The following is a 17041-nucleotide window of genomic DNA, read 5'->3' as shown; positions in this document are numbered from 1 at the left end:
ATCCTATGAGCAAGCCCACTGTCGACCCTACCTCGAATGCCAAGTCCGGCCCTGCCGTGCCGGTCAATTTCCTGCGGCCGATCATCCAGGCAGACCTGGACTCGGGCAAGCACACCCAGATCGTCACCCGTTTCCCGCCTGAGCCCAACGGCTACCTGCACATCGGCCACGCCAAGTCGATCTGCGTGAACTTCGGCCTGGCCCAAGAGTTCGGCGGCGTCACGCACCTGCGTTTCGACGACACCAACCCGGCCAAGGAAGACCAGGAATACATCGACGCAATCGAAAGCGACGTCAAATGGCTGGGCTTCGAGTGGTCCGGTGAAGTGCGCTACGCCTCGCAGTATTTCGACCAGTTGCACGACTGGGCCGTTGAGCTGATCAAGGCCGGCAAGGCTTACGTCGACGACCTGACCCCTGAGCAAGCCAAGGAATACCGTGGCAGCCTGACCGAGCCGGGCAAGAACAGCCCGTTCCGCGACCGTTCGGTAGAAGAGAACCTCGACTGGTTCGCCCGCATGCGTGCCGGTGAATTCCCGGACGGCGCCCGCGTGCTGCGTGCGAAGATCGACATGGCCTCGCCGAACATGAACCTGCGCGACCCGATCATGTACCGCATCCGCCACGCCCATCACCATCAGACCGGTGACAAGTGGTGCATCTACCCGAACTACGACTTCACCCACGGTCAGTCGGACGCCATCGAAGGCATCACCCACTCGATCTGCACCCTGGAGTTCGAAAGCCATCGTCCACTGTACGAATGGTTCCTCGACGCACTGCCAGTGCCGGCGCACCCGCGTCAGTATGAGTTCAGCCGTCTGAACCTCAACTACACCATCACCAGCAAGCGCAAGCTCAAGCAGCTTGTGGACGAGAAGCACGTCCATGGCTGGGATGATCCGCGCATGTCCACGCTGTCTGGCTTCCGCCGCCGTGGCTACACGCCCGCTTCGATCCGCAACTTCTGCGACATGATCGGCACCAACCGTTCCGATGGCGTAGTCGATTTCGGCATGCTCGAGTTCAGCATCCGTCAGGACCTGGACGCGAACGCCCCGCGCGCCATGTGCGTGCTGCGTCCGTTGAAAGTCGTGATCACTAACTACCCGGAAGACCAGGTCGAGAACCTCGAACTGCCGCGTCATCCGCAGAAAGAAGAACTTGGCGTGCGCAAGCTGCCGTTCGCCCGTGAAATCTACATCGACCGCGATGACTTCATGGAAGAACCGCCAAAGGGCTACAAGCGCCTGGAGCCGAACGGCGAAGTGCGTCTGCGCGGCAGCTACGTGATCCGTGCCGACGAAGCGATCAAGGACGCCGACGGCAACATCGTCGAACTGCGTTGCTCGTACGATCCGGAAACCCTCGGTAAAAACCCGGAAGGCCGCAAGGTCAAAGGCGTGGTCCATTGGGTGCCGGCCGCTGCCAGCGTCGAGTGCGAAGTGCGTCTGTACGATCGTCTGTTCCGCTCGCCGAACCCTGAGAAGGCCGAAGACAGCGCGAGTTTCCTCGACAACATCAACCCTGATTCGCTGCAGGTACTCACCGGTTGTCGTGCGGAGCCATCGCTTGGCAATGCACAGCCGGAAGACCGTTTCCAGTTCGAGCGCGAAGGCTACTTCGTTGCTGATATGAAGGACTCGAAACCAGGTCAGCCGGTATTCAACCGTACCGTGACCCTGCGTGATTCGTGGGGCCAGTGATTTAGCGTCAAGGAAACCAACGTGCTAACGATCTACAACACGCTCACCAAGAGCAAAGAAGTCTTCAAGCCGCTGGATGGCAACAAGGTGCGCATGTACGTCTGCGGCATGACCGTGTACGACTACTGCCACCTCGGCCACGGCCGCAGCATGGTCGCGTTCGACCTGGTGACCCGCTGGTTGCGCTTCAGCGGTTACGACCTGACTTACGTGCGCAACATCACCGACATCGACGACAAGATCATCAACCGCGCCAACGAGAACGGTGAATCGTTCGAAGCGTTGACCGAGCGCATGATCGCCGCGATGCACGAAGACGAAGCGCGCCTGAACATCAAGAAGCCGGACATGGAACCGCGCGCCACGGATCACATTCCGGGCATGCACGCGATGATCCAGACCTTGATCGACAAAGGTTACGCCTACGCCCCGGGCAATGGCGACGTGTACTACCGCGTCGCCAAGTTCATGGGCTACGGCAAGCTGTCGCGCAAGAAGATCGAAGACCTGCGCATCGGCGCCCGCATCGAAGTCGACGAGTCGAAACAGGACCCGCTGGACTTCGTGCTGTGGAAAGCTGCCAAACCGGGCGAGCCGAGCTGGGAATCGCCATGGGGCGCCGGGCGTCCGGGCTGGCACATCGAGTGCTCGGTGATGTCCACCTGCTGCCTCGGCGAGACCTTCGACATTCATGGCGGCGGCAGCGACCTTGAGTTCCCGCACCACGAAAACGAAATCGCCCAGAGCGAAGCGGCCACCGGCAAGACCTACGCCAACGCGTGGATGCATTGCGGCATGATTCGCATCAATGGCGAGAAGATGTCCAAGTCCTTGAACAACTTCTTCACCATCCGCGACGTGCTGGAAAAGTACCACCCGGAAGTCGTGCGTTACCTGCTGGTGTCGAGCCATTACCGCAGCGCGATCAACTACTCGGAAGACAACCTCAAGGACGCCAAAGGCGCACTCGAGCGTTTCTACCACGCGTTGAAAGGTCTGCCGACTGTGGCGCCTGCTGGCGGCGAAGCGTTTGTTGAACGCTTCACCACAGTGATGAACGACGACTTCGGCACGCCGGAAGCCTGTGCGGTGCTGTTCGAGATGGTGCGCGAGATCAACCGCCTGCGTGAGAGCGATCTCGACGCAGCGGCCGGTCTGGCGGCACGTCTGAAAGAACTGGCCAGCGTGCTGGGTGTGTTGCAGTTGGAGGCGGATGACTTCCTGCAGGCGGGCGCCGAGGGGCGTATCGATGCGGCTGAAGTGGATGCGCTGATTGCGGCGCGTCTGGCGGCACGGGCCGGTAAGGACTGGGCTGAATCCGATCGTATCCGTGACCAGCTGACGGCGATGGGTGTTGTGTTGGAAGACGGCAAGGGTGGGACTACCTGGCGTCTGGCTGACTGATGTTCGTACCCACGCAGAGCGTGGGAACGATCAAAACAAAACCCGCCTAGTGCGGGTTTTTGTTTTCTTAAAGCCAAAAGATCGGACGATCTTTTGATCTGTGCTTTAGCCCATGGTTGCTTTTGCAGTCCGCGTAGGTCTTGATGTCGGACGCGGTCAACACTGGCTGCGCACGTGCAGCGGGAAGCTGACCAGCGACGAATAAAGGGAGAAATCATGGCCAATCACTATCGCGAACTGCTAACGACCCCCGGTGCCACGGGGTTAGTGCTCGCGAGTTCCATTGCGCGGTTACCGCAAGCAATGATCGGCATCGGCATCATCACCATGTTGGTCCAGCAAACAGGCGTGTACTGGCTGGCCGGCGCGGTCGCCGGTACGTTCACCCTGGCCAATGCGCTGCTCGGCCCGCGCATCTCGAAACTGGTTGATCAGCGGGGCCAGCGCCGTGTGCTGCCCATCGTCACGGCGTTCAGCATTGTCATGCTGCTGGCGCTGATCTTCGCCGTCTACATGAGGGCTCCCGCCGCATTGTTCTTCGTGCTTGCCGCGCTGGCGGGAACGATGCCGAGCATGCCGTCCATGATCAGGGCTCGCTGGTCGCAGCTGTTTCGTGGCAAACCGCAGCTGCACACAGCGTTCTCTTTGGATACGGTCCTGACCGAACTTGCTTACATCATCGGCCCGCCACTGGCGATCGGTTTGAGCGTGAGCTTTTTCGCCGAAGCCGGACCGCTTGTGGCGGTGGCGCTGCTGGCCATCGGAGTGACGGCTTTTCTCCTGCAGCGCCAGACCGAACCGAAAGTGGTCTTGGGCAACAAGAGCCACACCGGTTCCACCTTGCTGATTCCCGGCGTTCGCACCATCGTGCTGTCGCTGTTGGCGATGGGGGTCATTGGCGGAGCAATCGATGTCGCCGTTGTGGCGTTCGCCAATGCCCAAGGCTGGCCAGCGTCTGCCACCTTTATCCTCGCTTCCTATGCGTTCGGCTCACTGGTGGCAGGCCTGACCTTCGGTGCATTGCGGGTTTCCCTGCCGATCGAAAAACAGTTCTTTATCGGCATATTGGTCACGGCCGTCACCGGCGTACTGCCGGTTTTCTCAACAGATGTTTATGTCCTGTCAGTGATGCTGTTTATCGCGGGCATATCGTTTGCGCCCACTATGGTCGTGGTCATGAAGCTGGGGACGATCATCATCCCTGCGTCCAGGATGACAGAAGGGCTGACGTGGATGACCACTGGCATCAGCATTGGCGTAGCGCTGGGCGGTATGCTCACGGGGCCGGTGATTGATGCTTATGGCGCGCGAGCAGGGTTCGGTGTGGCGATTGGCGCGGGGGTGATGATGATGGTGGTTGTGTTGATTGGGTTGCGTACGCTCGGTTTAGCGTCAGCGACACAGTTAGAGTCGACGTGCCAGTGATTGCGTGGATTTAGAGTCAAAAGATCGCAGCCTGCGGCAGCTCCTGCACGGGGATGGTGTACACCGTGTAGGAGCTGCCGCAGGCTGCGATCTTTTGATCTTCGCTGTTAACCGCCCAACTGCCGCAACCGCTTATAAAGCGTGTTGCGACTAACCCCCAATCGCCGCGCCAAGTGCGAAATATTCCCGCCGGCAGCCTTCAACTCGCGGTTCAACGCTTCAACATCATTCAGGTCCAGCCCCAGTGGCTGTGCGCTCTCCACCGGTTCCATCTCCAGATCGACAAAAAAATCATCCGGCAAATGCTCAGGCCGCACCGGTTGCTCCTCAGCCATGGCCAGCGCCACCTGCATCACGCTGCTGACCTGGCGCAGATTGCCCGGCCACGGATGCTTATCGAACAGTTCCAACACTTCGCGGCTCAAGCCCGCCCACTGCGTTGGCTCACGATGCTGCTCCCACAAGCGTTTAAACAACGCCTCCTTATCACTGCGCTCGCGCAATGGCGGCAGTTCCAACGTCAGCCCGCCAATGCGGTAGTACAAATCCTCACGAAACCGGCCCAGTTGCACTTGTTCCCGCAGCGAACGGTTGGTCGCCGAAATAATCCGCAGATCCACCGGGAACAACTCGCTACTCCCCACCGGTTGTACGCAGCGCTCCTGCAAAACCCGCAACAACCGCGCCTGGGTCGGCAACGGCATATCGCCAATCTCGTCGAGAAACAGCGTGCCTTTATCAGCCTTGCGGATCAGGCCGATGCTGCCTTTCTGGTTGGCCCCGGTGAATGCGCCTTTCTCGTAGCCGAACAGCTCGGATTCCACCAGTTCGGCGGGGATCGCTGCGCAGTTGACGGCGATAAATGCCTGTTTGCTGCGAGAACTGGCTTGATGCAGGGCTTTAACGAAGACCTCTTTGCCGACCCCTGTTTCGCCATGGATCAACAGGGGAATGTCTTTCTCCAGCAATCGCTCAGCCTGCCGTACGGCTTTTTCCACACGGCTGTCACCGAAGTGCAAGGTGTTGAGGCTGATTGCGTTGGGCACGGCTACTTTGGGTTCAGCAGTAAAGACGCGCGCTTGAATCAACGCCTGTTTCGGCCGCTTCAACAAACACTGAAAACGGTTACGCCCAGACGTCTGCAAGGCAAACGGCAAGCCCTCCGGCTGATTGATCAATTCCAGCAGCGACACCTTGAACAGGCTCTCAACGCTGACCCGCGACAAGCGCACGCCGAGCAGATTGTCGGCGCGGCGATTGGCCGACAGCACCTGACCGCTCTCATCGAAGATCAACAACCCGGCCCACTGGCTGTCGAGGTTGTTCAACCCGGTGTTGAAGGTCAGTTGAAAGTGCTGGCCATGGAACAGATTGAGGATCAGCCTGTTCTCCACGGTCTGGCTCATCATCTTGACCATGCCAAGGGTGTGCGAGGGCGGCAGGTAGCTGTCGCTGGACACGTCGAGCACGGCGATGACCTTGCGCTCGGCATCGAAAATCGGCGCGGCGGACCCGGTCATGAAGCGGTTGGCTTTCAGAAAGTGTTCATCGTGTTCAATGTGCACCGCTTGTTCACAGGCCAGCGCGGTGCCGATGGCATTGGTGCCACTGCAGCGTTCCATCCAGCTTGCACCCGCCTGAAACCCCCGGGCCAGACTTGGTTCGATAAAGCGTTGCGTGCCCCACGAGGTCAGCACCTGGCCCTGATTGTCGGCGAGCATGATCAGGCAATTGGAGTTGCTGAGGATGTTTTCGTAGTAGGGCAGGACTTCCTGATGGGTGGTCTGCACCAGCGAGTGCTGACTGTCGAGCAGTTGCGCAATGCCGGCGGCGGGCAGTTGATCGAAGGCCGGGGCGCTTTGATGGTCGAGACCGAACGCGCGGCAACGTTGCCAGGAACTCTGGATGATCGCGTCGTGGGACAGTGGCGGGGCAGGTGCGGCCATGGCGGTCAGCCTCTGAAACAACATTTTTATTATTGTTATGCGATCCCCTGTAGGAGCTGCCGAAGGCTGCGATCTTTTGATCTTGTTTTTAACAAGCAACGTCAAAAGATCGCAGCCTTCGGCAGCTCCTACAGGTGGCGATGTTGCGTTCGCAGGCAATTCCGTTTGCATTCGGGGATGCGCGAAGAGTGCATAGAGTGTTGTTCACTATTGTTCATTGTCAATCGTCCAACTGTTCAAATGTGTTCACCATTGAATGCCTCTTCGCGGCGTTTTCAACGATTTTCACGCCAAATCAACCACTTGCCATTTCTGGCACGAAACTCGCTCCCGTGCACAGGTCGCTTGACTCCAATAATAAAAAGGCCGAGCCATGTCACTCACCCTGGAGCACGTCAGCCGTACCGTCGAGGGCCAGACCTGGATCGACGATGCGTGCCTGAAATTCGAACCCGGTTCCTTCAACGTTTTGCTCGGCCGCACCCTGTCCGGCAAGACCAGCCTGATGCGCCTGATGGCCGGGTTGGATAAACCTGACAGCGGCCGCATTCTGATGAACGGCGTCGACGTCACCCAACGCCCGGTGCGCCTGCGCAACGTGTCGATGGTCTATCAGCAGTTCATCAATTACCCGACGATGACCGTGTTCGAGAACATCGCCTCGCCCCTGCGTCAGGCCGGTGTGTCGAAAGAGATCATCCACAGCAAAGTGCAGGAAACCGCGAAGATGCTGCGCATCGAGAAGTTCCTGCAACGCTATCCGCTGGAGCTGTCTGGCGGTCAACAGCAACGCACGGCCATGGCCCGCGCGCTGGTCAAGGATGCCGAACTGATCCTGTTCGATGAGCCGTTGGTCAACCTCGATTACAAACTGCGCGAAGAACTGCGTCAGGAAATGCGCGAATTGTTCAAGGCGCGCCATACCATCGCGATCTACGCCACCACCGAGCCCAACGAAGCGTTGGCGCTGGGCGGCACCACGACGATTCTTCACGAAGGCCGGGTGATCCAGAGCGGCCCTTCGACCTCGGTTTACCACCAGCCGCAATCCGTGCTGGCCGCCGAGTTGTTCTCCGAACCGCCAATCAATCTGATGCCGGGGCGAATTGCCGGCAACGAAGTCAGTTTTGCCAACTTCGTCCACTTCCCGTTGAACGTCGATCTGCGCCCGGTGGGCGAGGGCGAGTTCCGTTTTGGCGTGCGCCCCAGCCATATCTCGCTGGTGCCGAGCAACGATGACGATCTGGAATTGGCGGTCACCGTCGAAGTCGCCGAGATCAGCGGTTCGGAAACCTTCCTGCACGTGCGCAACGAGCATTTTCTGTTGGTGCTGCACCTGCCCGGCGTTCACGAATACGACGTCGATGCGCCTATCCGCATTTACATTCCGACCCACAAACTGTTCGTTTTCGATGCGCAGGGCCGTCTGGTGCAAGCACCGGGCCGGCGTGTCGCGAGGGTTGCCTAATGGCCGAAATCCGCTTGCAACACCTCGCCCACAGCTACAGCAAAACCCCCGGCGGCGCGGAGGATTATGCGATCCGCGAGATGGATCACGTCTGGGAGCAGGGCGGCGCTTACGCCTTGCTCGGGCCGTCGGGTTGCGGCAAGTCGACCTTGCTCAACATCATTTCCGGCCTGCTCAGCCCCTCGCAGGGCCACGTGTTGTTCGACGGCAAAGCGGTGAATGACCTGACGCCGGAGAAGCGCAACATCGCTCAGGTTTTCCAGTTTCCGGTGGTCTACGACACCATGACCGTGTTCGATAACCTCGCTTTCCCCCTGCGCAATCAGGGCATGGCCGAGGCGAAAGTGCACAGCAAGGTGCAGGAAATTGCCGAAGTCCTCGACCTGCAAAACCTCCTGAGCAAAAAGGCGCGCAACCTCACCGCCGACGAAAAACAGAAAGTCTCCATGGGCCGTGGTCTGGTCCGTGACGATGTTTCAGCGATCCTGTTCGACGAACCGCTGACGGTGATCGACCCGCACCTGAAGTGGAAACTGCGGCGCAAGCTCAAGCAGATCCACGAGCAGTTCAACATCACCATGGTCTACGTCACCCACGATCAACTGGAGGCCTCGACCTTCGCCGACAAGATTGCCGTGATGTACGGCGGTCAGATCGTCCAGTTCGGCACGCCACGGGAATTGTTCGAGCGACCGAGCCACACCTTTGTCGGCTATTTCATCGGCAGCCCCGGGATGAACCTGATCGACGTGCAGCCGCAACCCGGTGGCGTCGGTTTCGCCTCGACGCATCTGCCGTTGTCCGACGCTATGCAGCGACATATCGAACACGGCCAGTGGAAAAATCTGAAGGTCGGCATCCGTCCCGAATTTATTCACGTGTGGGACGAGCCGTTTGATGACGCGATGCAGGCAAAGGTCGTACACGTCGAAGACCTCGGCACCTACAAGATCATGACCCTCGACCTCGACGGCGCGCCGTTGAAAGTGCGTCTGGCCGAAGACAAACCGGTGCCGCAGGGCACCGCGTACATCAGTTTCCCGGCGCAGTGGTTGATGGTCTATGCGGATGAGTTTCTGCTCGAAGCCGACGATGAGGTGCAGCCATGAACAAGGTGCAGAACAACAAGGCCTGGTGGCTGGCGTTGCCGGTGTTCCTGCTGGTGGCGTTCAGTGCGGTGATCCCGATGATGACTGTGGTCAACTATTCGGTGCAGGACATCTTCGACCAGTCCAGCCGCTACTTCGTTGGCGCTGACTGGTACAAGCAAGTGCTGCTCGACCCGCGTTTGCACGACTCGCTGCTGCGGCAGTTCATCTACTCCGCGTGCGTGTTGCTGATCGAAATTCCATTGGGCATTGCCGTCGCGCTGACCATGCCGACCAAGGGCCGCTGGTCGTCGGTGGTGCTGATCATTCTGGCGATTCCGTTGCTGATTCCGTGGAACGTGGTTGGCACCATCTGGCAGATATTCGGCCGCGCCGATATTGGTTTGTTGGGATCGAGCCTTAACGCGCTGGGCATCAGTTACAACTACGCGGCCAACACCATGGACGCCTGGGTGACGGTGCTGGTGATGGACGTCTGGCACTGGACTTCGCTGGTGGCGTTGCTGTGTTTCTCCGGTTTGCGCGCGATTCCCGACGTGTATTACCAGGCCGCGCGGATCGACCGCGCTTCGGCGTGGGCAGTGTTCCGTCACATTCAGTTGCCCAAACTGAAGAGCGTGCTGCTGATCGCTGTGATGCTGCGCTTCATGGACAGTTTCATGATCTACACCGAGCCGTTCGTGCTCACCGGCGGCGGGCCGGGCAATGCCACGACCTTCTTGAGTCAGACGTTGACGCAGATGGCGGTAGGGCAATTCGACCTCGGTCCGGCAGCGGCGTTTTCGCTGGTGTACTTCCTGATCATCCTGTTGGTGTCCTGGCTGTTCTACACCGCCATGACGCACTCCGACGCCAACCGCTGAGGCCCGGCCATGAGCAAGAGAAAGCTGATTCCGTTGCTGGTGTACATCCTGTTCCTGCTGGTGCCGATCTACTGGCTGCTGAACATGTCCTTCAAGAGCAACACCGAAATCCTTGGCGGCCTGACGCTTTTCCCACAGGACTTCACGCTGGCGAACTACAAGGTGATCTTCACTGATCCGAGCTGGTACAGCGGCTACATCAACTCGCTGTATTACGTCAGCCTGAACACGGTGATTTCCCTGAGTGTGGCGCTGCCGGCGGCGTATGCGTTTTCGCGCTACCGTTTTCTCGGCGACAAGCACCTGTTCTTCTGGTTGCTGACCAATCGCATGGCGCCGCCGGCGGTGTTTCTGCTGCCGTTCTTTCAGCTGTATTCGTCGATTGGCCTGTTCGACACGCACATCGCCGTGGCGTTGGCGCATTGCCTGTTCAACGTGCCATTGGCGGTGTGGATTCTTGAGGGCTTCATGTCCGGCGTGCCGAAGGAAATTGACGAAACCGCCTACATCGACGGCTACAGTTTCCCCAAGTTCTTCGTGAAGATTTTCATCCCGCTGATCGGCTCCGGCATCGGCGTCACGGCGTTTTTCTGCTTCATGTTTTCCTGGGTCGAACTGCTGCTCGCGCGCACGTTGACCTCGGTAAATGCCAAGCCGATTGCCGCCGTCATGACGCGCACGGTGTCGGCGTCGGGTATCGACTGGGGCGTGTTGGCAGCGGCGGGGGTGTTGACCATTCTGCCGGGCATGCTGGTGATCTGGTTTGTTCGCAACCACGTGGCCAAGGGCTTTGCCCTCGGTCGGGTCTGAGGAGCTGATGATGGAATGGATGAGCTGGACCACGCCTACCGCAGCATTCTTCATTGTCATCGGCCTGATTCTGGTCGGCATGACGACGTGGGAATTGCGCTCGCCGAGCATCCTGCGGCGAGGTTTTCTGCCGATTGCCACCACCCGTGGCGATCGTTTGTTTATCGGTCTTCTCGGCAGCGCCTACCTGCATTTGCTGGTGATCGGCGCCACCGACTGGAGCATCTGGGTGGCGTCCGCGTTGTCCCTGGTGTGGCTGTTGGCTGTGATGCGTTGGGGCTAGTCGAGTCGTTCGGCAACGCGGCTCCACAACTTAAACAGGAGGTCTCTATGTTCGACAAAAACAATAAGCTGCGACATAGCATTTCATTGGCAGCCATGCTGGCACTCAGCGGTTTGAGCGCCGCCGCGTGGGCGGATGCCTACGAAGACGCGGCGAAAAAATGGATCGGCAGTGAATTCAAACCGTCGACCCTGACGGCCGATCAGCAACTCGAAGAATTGAAGTGGTTCATCAAGGCAGCCGAACCGTTTCGCGGCATGGACATCAAGGTCGTTTCCGAGACCCTGACCACCCACGAATACGAGTCGAAAGTGCTGGCCAAGGCCTTCAGCGAAATCACCGGGATCAAGCTCACCCACGACCTGCTGCAAGAAGGCGACGTGGTGGAAAAAATGCAGACGGTGATGCAGTCCGACAAGAACATCTACGACGGCTGGGTCAACGACTCGGACCTGATCGGTACGCACTTTCGCTACGGCAAGACCGAATCGATCACCGACCTGATGGCCAATGAAGGCAAAAACTTCACCTCGCCGACCCTGGATATCAAGGACTTTATCGGCATCTCCTTTACCACCGCGCCGGACGGCAAGATCTATCAACTGCCCGACCAGCAATTCGCCAACCTCTACTGGTTCCGTGCTGACTGGTTTGAACGCGCCGATCTGAAAGCCAAGTTCAAGGAAAAGTACGGCTACGAATTGGGCGTGCCGGTGAACTGGTCGGCCTATGAAGACATCGCCAAATTCTTCAGTGAAGACGTCAAGGAAATCGACGGCAAACGCGTTTACGGGCACATGGACTACGGCAAGAAAGACCCGTCGCTGGGCTGGCGTTTCACCGATGCCTGGTTTTCCATGGCCGGTGGCGGCGACAAGGGCTTGCCCAACGGTTTGCCGGTGGACGAGTGGGGGATTCGCGTCGAGGACTGCCACCCGGTCGGTTCCAGCGTGACTCGCGGCGGCGACACCAACGGCCCGGCGGCAGTGTTCGCCACCACCAAGTATGTCGACTGGCTGAAGAAGTACGCGCCACCGGAAGCGGCGGGCATGACCTTCTCCGAGTCCGGCCCGGTGCCGTCCCAGGGCAACATTGCTCAGCAAATCTTCTGGTACACCGCGTTCACCGCCGACATGACCAAACCGGGCCTGCCGGTGGTCAACGCCGATGGCACGCCGAAATGGCGCATGGCGCCATCGCCGCGCGGGCCGTATTGGGAGGAGGGCATGAAGCTCGGCTACCAGGACGTGGGTTCGTGGACGTTCATGAAATCCACGCCTGAGAAACAGAAACTGGCGGCGTGGCTGTATGCGCAGTTCGTCACTTCGAAAACCGTGTCGCTGAAGAAAACCATCGTCGGCCTGACGCCGATTCGCGAGTCGGACATCAACTCGCAGGCGATGACCGATCTGGCGCCGAAGCTTGGCGGTCTGGTCGAGTTCTACCGCAGCCCGGCCCGCGTGCAATGGACCCCGACCGGCACCAACGTGCCGGACTATCCGCGTCTGGCGCAACTGTGGTGGAGCCACATTGCCGAGGCGGCCAGCGGCGAGAAGACCCCGCAACAGGCGCTCGATGGGTTGGCCAAAGATCAGGACGCGATCATGACGCGCCTGGAACGCTCCAAGGCTCAAGCCACTTGTGCACCTAAGATGAACCCGGAACGGGATGCCCAGTACTGGTTTGATCAACCGGGCGCACCGAAACCGAAACTGGCTAACGAGAAGCCGAAGGGCGAGACCGTGAGCTACAACGAACTGCTGAAATCGTGGGCGGATGCGCGTAAGTAAAAGCTGAAGCATGAAAGGCGAACGGCACCGCAAGGTGCCGTTCTTTTTTGCTGTCTGTGCCATTGCTATCGCGAGCAGGCGAAGGCCTACAGGTGGTGTGTCGTTCACTAATGCGTGTACGCCGCAAATCACTGTAGGAGCGAGCCTGCTCGCGATTGCGGTGTGTCAAATAACAAAGATGTGACTGACCCGCCGCCATCGCTTGCAGGCAAGCTCCCACAGATTGCAGTGGTGTCCACAAAAACGGAGTACCCCGCAAATCACTGTGGGAGCTTGCCTGCAAGCGAAGGGGGCGTTGGCGTCACCGCAGGAAACCCAAGCCTGAACACGGTCATCGCCCCCGGCAAGCTCTTAACCTCCGCCACCCCCTGATGCAGGCTCATGATTGAGCGCACGATCGCCAGCCCCAATCCCGTGCTGCCCTGCGAGCGTGAGCGGCTGCTGTCGACGCGGTAGAAGCGGTCGAACAGATGTGGCAGGTGTTGCGCCTCAATCCCGGCGCCGGGGTTGCTGACCAGCAGGGAGGCCTGGGTCGCACCTTGTTCGATCAGCAACGTCACGGTTTTCCCGTTCGGGCAGTGGCGCAGCGCATTCGACAACAGATTGGAAATTGCCCGCTGAATCATCAATCGGTCCCCCAACACCGACGCCCTGCCGACAACGTTCAAATGAATGCTCTTATCCTGCGCCGACAACGAAAACATCTCCGCCACCTTCGCCGCTTCAACCTCCAGCGCTACCGATTCAAACGGCGCCAGCGCCGACGGGTGACTGACCTGCGCGAGAAACAACATGTCCGAGACAATCCGCGCCACGCGCTCCAGCTCCTCGGTGCACGACACCAGCACGTCTTTGTATTCCTCCACCGAGCGTTCGCGCGAAAGGGTCACCTGCGCCTTGCCCATCAGGTTATTGATCGGCGTGCGCAATTCATGCGCCAGGTCATCGGAGAACTGCGACAACTGCTGCACCCCGGCATCCAGCCGATGCAGCATGAAGTTGATGCCCTGCGCCAGTTCGCTCAGTTCCTGCGGCATGTTGACCACGGACAATCGATGGTCCAGATCCTGGGTCGAGACCATCGCCGCGACTTTGCGAAACTCACGCAGCGGCGCTAACCCACGCTGCACCGCACCCCATGCGGTCAGGCCGATAAACACCAGCAACAACGGCAAGGCAATCAGCGTCGAACGCAGATAAGCGCTGAGCAAAGCCTGATCGTGGGCGTTGTCCATCGACAGCAGCACCGGCACGCTGCTGCCATCCTTGAGGCGAATCAACTTGGAAACCGTGAGGAATTTCGCCCCTTCAGCATCAATGCTGTCGGAGTACGCCAATTGATCAGTGGTCGCCCGCACCGCCTTCAATTCAACCCGTGGATCGCTCAAGCCACTGCCGGATTTGAGCCGCGGCGCGCGCAAATTCAAGCGGTCATAAATCGTCAGTGTGAGGTTGTCATGGCCCATGACCTGATCGAGCAGAATGTGCGGTTTACCGCTGATCTCATTGGCATCGACGTACAGCGACAGGCTGTGCTCGACCTGCGCCATCTTCTTTTCCAGACTGTCGCGCGACAGCGCGTTCAGTTCATGGGTCAGGGCGAAATAGGCGAGGATCGCCAAAAAAACTACCAGCAGCGCACCGAGAATACTCACCGTCAAACCGAGGCGCATCGACAGGCTGGAGGGCTTCATTCCCGCGCCTCCAGGACATAGCCGACACCGCGCAGGGTGTGGATCAGTTTGCTGTCGAACGGGTCGTCGATCTTCGCCCGCAAGCGACGAATCGACACCTCGACCACATTGGTGTCGCAGTCGAAATTCATGTCCCACACCAGCGAAATGATCTGCGTGCGGGTCAGTACTTCGCCTGACTGGCGCATCAGCAAATGCAGCAGGGCGAATTCCTTGGTGGTCAGGTCGATGCGCTGCTCGCCACGAAACGCCCGATGGCGGCCCGGATCGAGTTCCAGATCGGCGACTTTCAACACCTGCGGCACCGGGATGTTTTCGCTGCGGCGCATCAGCGTGCGTACCCGTGCGAGCAACTCGGGAAACTCGAACGGCTTGACCAGATAATCGTCGGCACCCAGATCAAGGCCGCGGATCTTGTCGGCCAGACGCCCGCGCGCGGTGAGCATCATCACCCGCGTGGAGTGAGTGCGGCGCAGTTGCTCCAGCACGCCCCAGCCGTCGAGTTCCGGCAGATTGACGTCGAGAATGATCAGGTCATAAACCTGTTGTTGCGCCAGGTGCAGGCCATCGGCGCCGGTAGCGGCGTGATCAACGATATAACCACTTTCGGTCAAACCCTGATGCAAGTATTCGGCAGCTTTAAGCTCGTCCTCGATGACAAGGATTCGCATGATCTATCACCACTTTTATTTAATGGATATTTAATTAAGGTGACCGGGAAAGTTATTGTTTTTGTAAGGTCTTCCGGACGTTGTTCAATAGCGATAAGAAGCCCCTCACCCTAACCCTCTCCCAGAGGGAGAGGGGACTAAACGTGGGATGCTTCAGAACTGCACCGACGTGGAACATCTTTACGGAATCCATAGTCGACTTGATTTAACAGGTCGATGGAAAGTGTCATACACCTCGGTCGGCTCCCTCTCCCCCGGGAGAAGGCTGGGGTGAGGGGAAGTCCGGACAATAAAGGTTGTAGTGGCTACAGGGTCAACCGCCAAGCGCTTTAAAACGGTGCTCTGCGACAGCCGGTCGCAGCACAAGCCACAAAATCCTTATGAGTTTGATTCCCGCAAGTGCTGTTCAGCAGATAACTATTGTGTTTTTGTTTCGATGTATTTCGATAAACCCGTTTGCACTTCGCATCCTAGAACAAAACAACTTCGGAAACCGTGGATAACGGATTTGTAATCTTCCAGTCACCTTGTCGATAAGTTCAAAACTCTACCGTGGCGGCATCAAAGATTCTTGATTAAAGGAAGTCTTCCATTGCCCGGTTTAACAGAACTGATGGCGCGATCACGCCTGAAAAAAATAGCCAGCGGCATTCTGTTGCTGGCCACTGCAAACCTTGCGGTTGCATCGACCCTGACCCTGGAGCAGGCCCTGCAAACCGCGTTCGCCGGCAACCCCGATCTGGCCGCTGCCCAATGGGAAATCGGTATTGCCGAGGGCGACCGCAAACAGGCTGGCCTGATCCCCAATCCTGAAGTTTCGTGGGAGGCCGAAGACACCCGCCGCGATTCGCGCACCACTACGGTGATGCTCAGCCAGCCGATCGAACTGGGCGGCAAACGCGGGGCGCGCATCGACTTCGCCAGCCGCGCGCAGGACGCCGCCGGCATTGAGCTGGAGCGCAAGCGCAATGCCTTGCGCGCCGATGTGCTTCAGGCGTTCAACAGCGCCCAGACCGCGCAGCAGCGCTTGCAGTTGTCGCGTCAATCCATGCAACTGGCCGAACACGGTTTGCGCGTGGCGCAAGGCCGCATCGAGGCGGGTAAATCCTCGCCGGTCGAGGGCACGCGGGCGCAGGTGCAACTGTCCGAAGTACGCCTGGAACTGAGCCGCGCCGAACGCGATCAGGCCAACGCCTACCAACAATTGGCGCAGGTCATGGGCGCGCCGTTGCCCACTTCGACCCATGTGCAAGCCGCCACGCAAAACCTCGCTGTCGTGCCACCGCCAGCCCGACTGCTTGATCGTCTTAACGAAACCGCCGAGTTGCGTCTGGCCAAACTACAGATCGATCAACGCGAAGCGTCGTTGGGGCTGGAGAAGTCGCAACGGATTCCCGATCTGACCGTGAGCATCGGCAGCCAATACAGCGAAACCGAGCGCGAGCGGGTCAACGTGGTCGGGCTGTCGATGCCGATTCCGCTGTTCAACCGCAATCAAGGCAACGTCCTCGCAGCGGCGCGCCGTAGCGATCAGGCGCGGGATCTGCGCAACGCCACCGAGCTGCGTCTGCGCACGGAAATCCAGACAACGCTGGCGCAATGGCAGACCGCCAACGGCGAAGTCAGCGCGTTCAACCAGACCATCCTGCCCGCCGCGCAAAGTGCGGTGGACAGCGCCACGCGCGGTTTCGAAATGGGCAAGTTCGGCTTCCTCGATGTACTCGACGCCCAGCGCACTCTGATCAGTGCGCGCAGCCAATACATCCAGGCTGTCAGCGAAGCCACCGACGCCCGTGTGCGCATCGAACGAATCTTCGGCGACCTCGCCGTCAGCCCTTGAATTTCATCTTTTTGATCACTGCGCGATGGTTT

13 protein-coding genes are annotated in these 17041 nt (G+C 59.1%); 10 read left to right on the top strand and 3 right to left on the bottom strand.

The genetic code is table 11. From position 1 onward, the window contains the following. Positions 1-5 precede the first annotated feature (5 nt). The 3 genes from BK670_RS15560 to BK670_RS15550 all read left to right on the top strand — a co-directional run bounded on the left by BK670_RS15560 (position 6) and on the right by BK670_RS15550 (position 4535). On the top strand, positions 6-1706 hold the full coding sequence (locus tag BK670_RS15560; protein WP_123450820.1) for a glutamine--tRNA ligase/YqeY domain fusion protein: 1701 nt from the start codon (positions 6-8) through the stop codon (positions 1704-1706). Between the two features lie 21 nt (positions 1707-1727). Continuing rightward, positions 1728-3110 carry a cysteine--tRNA ligase gene (cysS, locus tag BK670_RS15555; protein ID WP_123450818.1) on the top strand — a complete coding sequence of 461 codons (1383 nt, stop codon included), beginning with the start codon at positions 1728-1730 and terminating at the stop codon, positions 3108-3110. 216 nt (positions 3111-3326) lie between these two features. Further along, a complete protein-coding gene (locus BK670_RS15550) occupies positions 3327-4535 on the top strand; it encodes an MFS transporter (protein ID WP_123450816.1) in 1209 nt (402 codons plus the stop codon). 107 nt (positions 4536-4642) lie between these two features. Here the strand turns inward: BK670_RS15550 and BK670_RS15545 are convergent, their stop codons facing one another. Next, positions 4643-6481, bottom strand: coding sequence for a sigma-54-dependent Fis family transcriptional regulator (locus BK670_RS15545; RefSeq protein WP_123450814.1), 1839 nt, complete (start codon positions 6479-6481; stop codon positions 4643-4645). Between the two features lie 373 nt (positions 6482-6854). Here BK670_RS15545 and BK670_RS15535 point away from each other — a divergent pair, with 373 nt between their 5' ends. Genes BK670_RS15535 through BK670_RS15510 form a run of 6 tightly spaced genes read left to right on the top strand, consistent with a single transcriptional unit; the run spans position 6855 to position 12804 of the window. Continuing rightward, positions 6855-7949: an ABC transporter ATP-binding protein gene (locus BK670_RS15535; RefSeq protein ID WP_123450812.1), complete on the top strand. Its 1095-nt coding sequence runs from the start codon at positions 6855-6857 to the stop codon at positions 7947-7949. Then, complete coding sequence (locus BK670_RS15530) at positions 7949-9058, top strand: ABC transporter ATP-binding protein (RefSeq protein ID WP_123450810.1); 1110 nt, start codon at positions 7949-7951, stop codon at positions 9056-9058. The genes BK670_RS15535 and BK670_RS15530 overlap by 1 nt, the downstream gene beginning before the upstream one ends. Next, on the top strand, positions 9055-9921 hold the full coding sequence (locus BK670_RS15525) for a carbohydrate ABC transporter permease (RefSeq protein WP_123450808.1): 867 nt from the start codon (positions 9055-9057) through the stop codon (positions 9919-9921). Before BK670_RS15530 ends, BK670_RS15525 begins: the two co-directional genes overlap by 4 nt. Before the next feature lie 9 nt (positions 9922-9930). After that, entirely contained in the window at positions 9931-10731 is an 801-nt protein-coding gene (locus tag BK670_RS15520; protein WP_123450806.1) for a carbohydrate ABC transporter permease, read from the top strand. A 10-nt stretch (positions 10732-10741) separates the two neighbouring features. Next, positions 10742-11014, top strand: a complete 273-nt coding sequence (locus BK670_RS15515) for a DUF2160 domain-containing protein (protein ID WP_007912485.1) — start codon at positions 10742-10744, stop codon at positions 11012-11014. A 47-nt stretch (positions 11015-11061) separates the two neighbouring features. Beyond that, positions 11062-12804, top strand: coding sequence for an ABC transporter substrate-binding protein (locus tag BK670_RS15510; RefSeq protein WP_123450804.1), 1743 nt, complete (start codon positions 11062-11064; stop codon positions 12802-12804). 260 nt (positions 12805-13064) lie between these two features. Here the strand turns inward: BK670_RS15510 and BK670_RS15505 are convergent, their stop codons facing one another. Both BK670_RS15505 and BK670_RS15500 read right to left on the bottom strand, forming a co-directional pair. Beyond that, the gene (locus BK670_RS15505; protein ID WP_123450801.1) at positions 13065-14498 is read right to left on the bottom strand and encodes a heavy metal sensor histidine kinase; all 1434 of its coding nucleotides are present in this window, start codon (positions 14496-14498) and stop codon (positions 13065-13067) included. After that, entirely contained in the window at positions 14495-15169 is a 675-nt protein-coding gene (locus BK670_RS15500; protein ID WP_123450799.1) for a heavy metal response regulator transcription factor, read from the bottom strand. Before BK670_RS15500 ends, BK670_RS15505 begins: the two co-directional genes overlap by 4 nt. Positions 15170-15761: 592 nt before the next feature. On the opposite strand from BK670_RS15500, the gene BK670_RS15495 reads away from it, so the two are divergent. After that, positions 15762-17009, top strand: coding sequence for a TolC family protein (locus BK670_RS15495; protein ID WP_123450797.1), 1248 nt, complete (start codon positions 15762-15764; stop codon positions 17007-17009). The last annotated feature ends 32 nt before the right edge of the window (positions 17010-17041 follow it).

The sequence above is a fragment of the Pseudomonas fluorescens genome, from assembly GCF_003732425.1.
GTDB lineage: Bacteria > Pseudomonadota > Gammaproteobacteria > Pseudomonadales > Pseudomonadaceae > Aquipseudomonas > Aquipseudomonas fluorescens_BE.
The sequence above is the reverse complement of the archived record's forward strand: the minus strand, read 5'-3'. Positions and strand labels throughout refer to the sequence as shown.